The sequence below is a fragment of the Microcoleus sp. Pol11C2 genome (assembly GCF_036701505.1).
Classification (GTDB): domain Bacteria; phylum Cyanobacteriota; class Cyanobacteriia; order Cyanobacteriales; family Microcoleaceae; genus Microcoleus.
On the sequence record NZ_JAUBQX010000104.1, the window covers coordinates 1 to 4,545 of the forward strand.

Consider the following 4,545-nt stretch of genomic DNA (forward strand, 5'->3'; position numbering starts at 1 on the left):
GGTTCTTTTTGGGCAATATCTCATGTAGTATGGGTTCAATTGTTTCCCATTCTGAATCCGTTAGACTACTATAATAAGGCATGGGTGCTGCTGGATAATGCTTTTACGGTCACGCTACCACAAGACCGTAAAAGATGTCAAATGGGCTCTATAAACGCCTCGAATTCTATAAGCATCTACTTTGTACCTTTATTGATAAGTTAGATTAATACCAATTTTACATGAAGTTGCATAGAATAAAGATACTGTTAAGAGGTGATGAGTTATGGCACGTCAACTGATGGTGGCGATCGCAGAAAGTGCAGAGAGTTTGGAGCAACAACTAAAAAACAGTCGTACCGCCAGTCAGAAAGAACGGTTGCAAATGTTGTGGTGGCTAAAAACTGGACAAATCACTCAGCATCAAATCCTGGCCAAACGTCTGGGACGTGATGGTTCAACGGTAACTCGGTGGTTGCAAAAGTATCGTCAGGGAGGATTGTCCGAATTGTTGGCAGTCAAGAGTGCACCCGGAAAATTGCCCCACTTGAGTCCAGAGGCTCTTGCCGGATTACAAAAAAGACTGGAACAGCCACCAGGCTTCAAAAGTTACGGAGAAATCGTGGAGTGGCTCAATGAGACTTATCAACTGAACCTGACATACCCCACAGTCTATCATTGGGTACACTATCGACTTAAAGCTAAATTAAAAGTGCCACGCCCCAAAAGCGGGAAGCAAGAACCCAATGCCCATCAGCGTTTTAAAAAAACATCGCCCCAGCCCTGTTGACCTATCAACGCTTGTTTGGAAAGGGACAACGGCTGCGTTACTTGTGTCAAGACGAGACCCGCTTGGGACTTAAAACAGAAACAGGGAAAGTGATTATGGCGTTTGGAGTGAAACCGATCGCACCGGTACTCTGGAAACGTGACAATTTTTGGCTCTACGGGGTGGTCGAACCTTTGAGCGGCTGGCATTTTTGTCAAGAATACGATCGCCTCAATACTCAAAGATTTCAGGAGTTTATTGATGCCCTCTCACATCAACTGGGAGATGACATCACACTTATTCAACTTGACCAGGCGGGGACTCATGTGACCAGTGCTCTGCACTGGCCTGATAACTTGATTCCCGTTTGTCAACCAGCCCATAGCCCTGAACTCCATCCCATTGAACGAGTGTGTCAATGTATCAAACAACAATTCAAGGGAGAAGTGTTTCTGACTCTTAAGGAATTGCGCGAACGACTGGATCAGGTTCTGCAACAAATCACACCTGAAGAAATGAGTTCACTATCTTCTTACACTTTCATTCTGGAAGCTTTATTCTATGCAGCTTCATATTAAATTGGTATTAGACTATAATTTTATTTTAAATCATTCTAACTTTTTTTCATTAGTGTATTATGGTACTTTCGCTGCTTAAAAATTGTCCGGACTATTAAAGAGTGTAAAAAATTAAAAGATGCAATCCTTAAAACAAGTTGCCCGCCGACTAAAAAAAGAGACTTACGCTGTTTATTTAGCCAGTACAGACCAGAGAGTACCAAGGTACGCCAGAATTTTAGCAGGCCTTACGGTTGCCTACGCTTTTAGCCCGATCGACTTAATTCCTGACTTCATACCGATTCTCGGCTACTTGGACGATTTGATAATTTTACCTTTGGGAATTTGGCTGGTACTGAAGATGATTCCGCCACAGGTTTTAGCCGAGTGTCGGGAAAAAGCAGCCGCCGAAATAGAACGAGGAAAACCGATAAATCGGGCTGCGGCTGTTGTGATTATTGCCATTTGGATTGGCTTGGGAATATTAGCAGCAATGTGGCTAACACGGATATTTAAACGTTAAAAAAAAATACCTATCTATTTATAGTCTAGGGTGCGCGCCGAGCATCTTCGCTTAAACAACTCGTTTGACCAAAAAATATTTAAAGTTTAAAAATTTACCATTCTAGTTATAATATAGGGTGCGCTAGGCGCATCTTACGTTAAAAAAACTCGCGGTATCGCATCCCAGTATTATTTACCTTAAACAATAAAATTAACTTTCTAGCTATGACTCAAACCACTGATTTCCTCAGCCACCTCAACCCATCTCAGCGCCAAGCAGTCGCCCATTATAACGGGCCGCTGTTAGTAGTAGCGGGCGCTGGTTCGGGGAAAACCAGAGCTCTAACTTACCGAGTTGCTAACTTAGTTCGCACGCATCGAGTCGATCCTGAAAATATTCTCGCGGTGACATTTACAAATAAAGCTGCCAGGGAGATGAAAGAAAGAATTGAGAAATTGCTGGCAACTCAGCAAGCTGAAGGCGAATATGGCAAACCTTTGGTAGACTTAGCCCCGGAGGTGCAAACCAAATTGCGATCGCAAATTTACCAAAGAATTACTAAACACATTTGGATGGGGACTTTTCACTCTTTGTGCGGTCGCATTCTCCGCTACGATATAGAAAAATACCAAGACGAGAAAGGCCGCCAGTGGAAGAAAAACTTTTCGATTTTTGACGAGTCAGATGCTCAAAGTCTCGTCAAGCAAATCGTCACCAAAATCCTGAACCTGGACGACAAGAAATTTGACCCACGAAAAGTCCGCTATGTCATAAGCAACGCTAAAAATAAAGGGTTGTCGCCTCAAGAATATCAAGCAGCAGAACCGGATTATCGAGGCCGTGTGATTGCCGATGTTTACAGTCGCTACCAAGACGCTTTAGCAGCAAACAATGCCCTAGATTTTGACGATTTAATCCTGGTTCCCGTTAAACTTTTGAGCCAAAACGAGGAAGTATTAAGTTACTGGCATAAAAAGTTTTGCCATATTTTAGTTGACGAATACCAAGATACTAACCGCACTCAATACGATTTGATTCGGATGTTGGTGACAAATAACGCCGATCCGAAAAGCTTCGATAAATGGCAAAACCGCTCGATTTTTGTCGTGGGCGATGTCGATCAATCAATTTACAGCTTTCGGATGGCAGATTATACCATATTGCTGGAATTTCAAGAGGATTTTGGAGATGGTTTGTCCGACGATAAAACTCGGACAATGGTAAAATTAGAGGAAAATTATCGATCGCGTGAAAACATCCTGCAAGTGGCGAACCACTTGATCGAACACAATACCGAACGCATCGAGAAAATTCTGCGCCCGACTCGCGAACCGGGAGCTCCGATTGTTGTCTGGCGCGCGGACAACGAATTAGATGAAGCGGAATTTGTAGCAGGTCAAATTCATTCCTTGAAGCGCCAAAACTCCGAATACGAAAACGGCAGTAACTTTGCGATTCTCTACCGCACAAACGCTCAATCTCGCTCCTTTGAAGAAGCGTTAATGCGTTTAGACATTCCTTACAATATTGTCGGCGGGCTGAAGTTTTACGATCGCAAAGAAATCAAAGATATCCTAGCATACCTGCGGGCGCTTGCCAATCCCGACGATAGCGTCAGCCTCAAACGCATCATCAATACTCCCCGTCGCGGCATTGGGGATACCACATTTTCAAAAATCGAAGACGCTGCAACTCAATTGGGCATTCCGTTGTGGGAAATCCTCAGCGATGAATCTTCTGTCAATACTCTCGCAGGGCGATCGGCAAAAGCTATTATTAAGTTTGCCGAAATGATTGGTCGTTGGCAATCGCAAGTTGAAACTCTGCCGGCTTCGCAAATTGTCCAAGGAATTATCCAAGATTCAGGCTACATTGAAGATTTGAAAAATCAAGGAACCGACGAAGCCACAAATCGCATAGAAAACGTCATAGAGTTGTACAATGCGGTGCTACAATTTGAAGAACAGAACGAAGAACCGACGCTGACTTCATTTTTAGCAAAAACATCTTTAGCATCCGATTTAGATGATTTGCAGGAAGAAGATTCCCGCGTGTCGCTGATGACACTGCACTCCGCAAAAGGGCTAGAATTTCCAGTAGTATTTCTAGTCGGAATGGAACAGGGTTTATTTCCCAATTTCCGCAGTTTGGACGACCCGAAAGCGATCGAAGAAGAACGCCGTTTGTGCTACGTCGGCATCACTCGCGCCCAGGAATTGCTATTTCTCACCCACACTCGCGAACGCCGCTTGTGGGGAGGTTTCCGGGAACACTGCACCCCTTCGCTATTCTTAGGGGAATTACCGACACATTTGCTGGCTGGAACTGCGAAGAAAACTCCAGCAAGCAAAACGGCTGCATCTAAGGGAAAAACTAATAATTCAGCCGCTAATTCCGGGAGTTCTAAACCGGGAAACAATGGACAATCGACGGATTGGCAAACCGGCGATCGGGTTTTTCATCATGCTTTTGGAGTTGGAGAAATTACGCACGTTTTAGGGGCGGGCGACAAAATTAATTTGGCAATTAAGTTTTCGGGCTTGGGCAGAAAAATTATCGATCCGAGAACAGCTAAGTTGCAGCGAGTGTAAGTAAAAATATCAGAGTTTGCGGCTGTTGAAACCGCTTGAATAAACAATATTACCTCCATTCGTCAACTATATATAGCAATCCTAAATCATTATCATGAGTACGGTACAATTATATGCAATACTTGATTATGACAAAAAAAATGA

4 protein-coding genes are annotated in these 4,545 nt (G+C 43.6%); all 4 read left to right on the forward strand.

Annotated features, from left to right (window positions below; translation table 11 throughout):
* The first annotated feature begins 265 nt into the window (after positions 1-265).
* Complete coding sequence (locus QUA42_RS27355) at positions 266-769, forward strand: helix-turn-helix domain-containing protein (RefSeq protein WP_333141797.1); 504 nt, start codon at positions 266-268, stop codon at positions 767-769.
* Positions 766-1,326 (forward strand): IS630 family transposase, encoded by a 561-nt coding sequence (locus QUA42_RS27360; RefSeq protein ID WP_333141799.1) that lies wholly within the window; start codon positions 766-768, stop codon positions 1,324-1,326. The genes QUA42_RS27355 and QUA42_RS27360 overlap by 4 nt, the downstream gene beginning before the upstream one ends.
* 118 nt (positions 1,327-1,444) lie before the next feature.
* On the forward strand, positions 1,445-1,828 hold the full coding sequence (locus QUA42_RS27365) for a YkvA family protein (protein ID WP_333141800.1): 384 nt from the start codon (positions 1,445-1,447) through the stop codon (positions 1,826-1,828).
* A gap of 206 nt (positions 1,829-2,034) precedes the next feature.
* Positions 2,035-4,401 (forward strand): DNA helicase PcrA, encoded by a 2,367-nt coding sequence (pcrA, locus tag QUA42_RS27370; protein WP_333141802.1) that lies wholly within the window; start codon positions 2,035-2,037, stop codon positions 4,399-4,401.
* Positions 4,402-4,545: the final 144 nt, after the last annotated feature.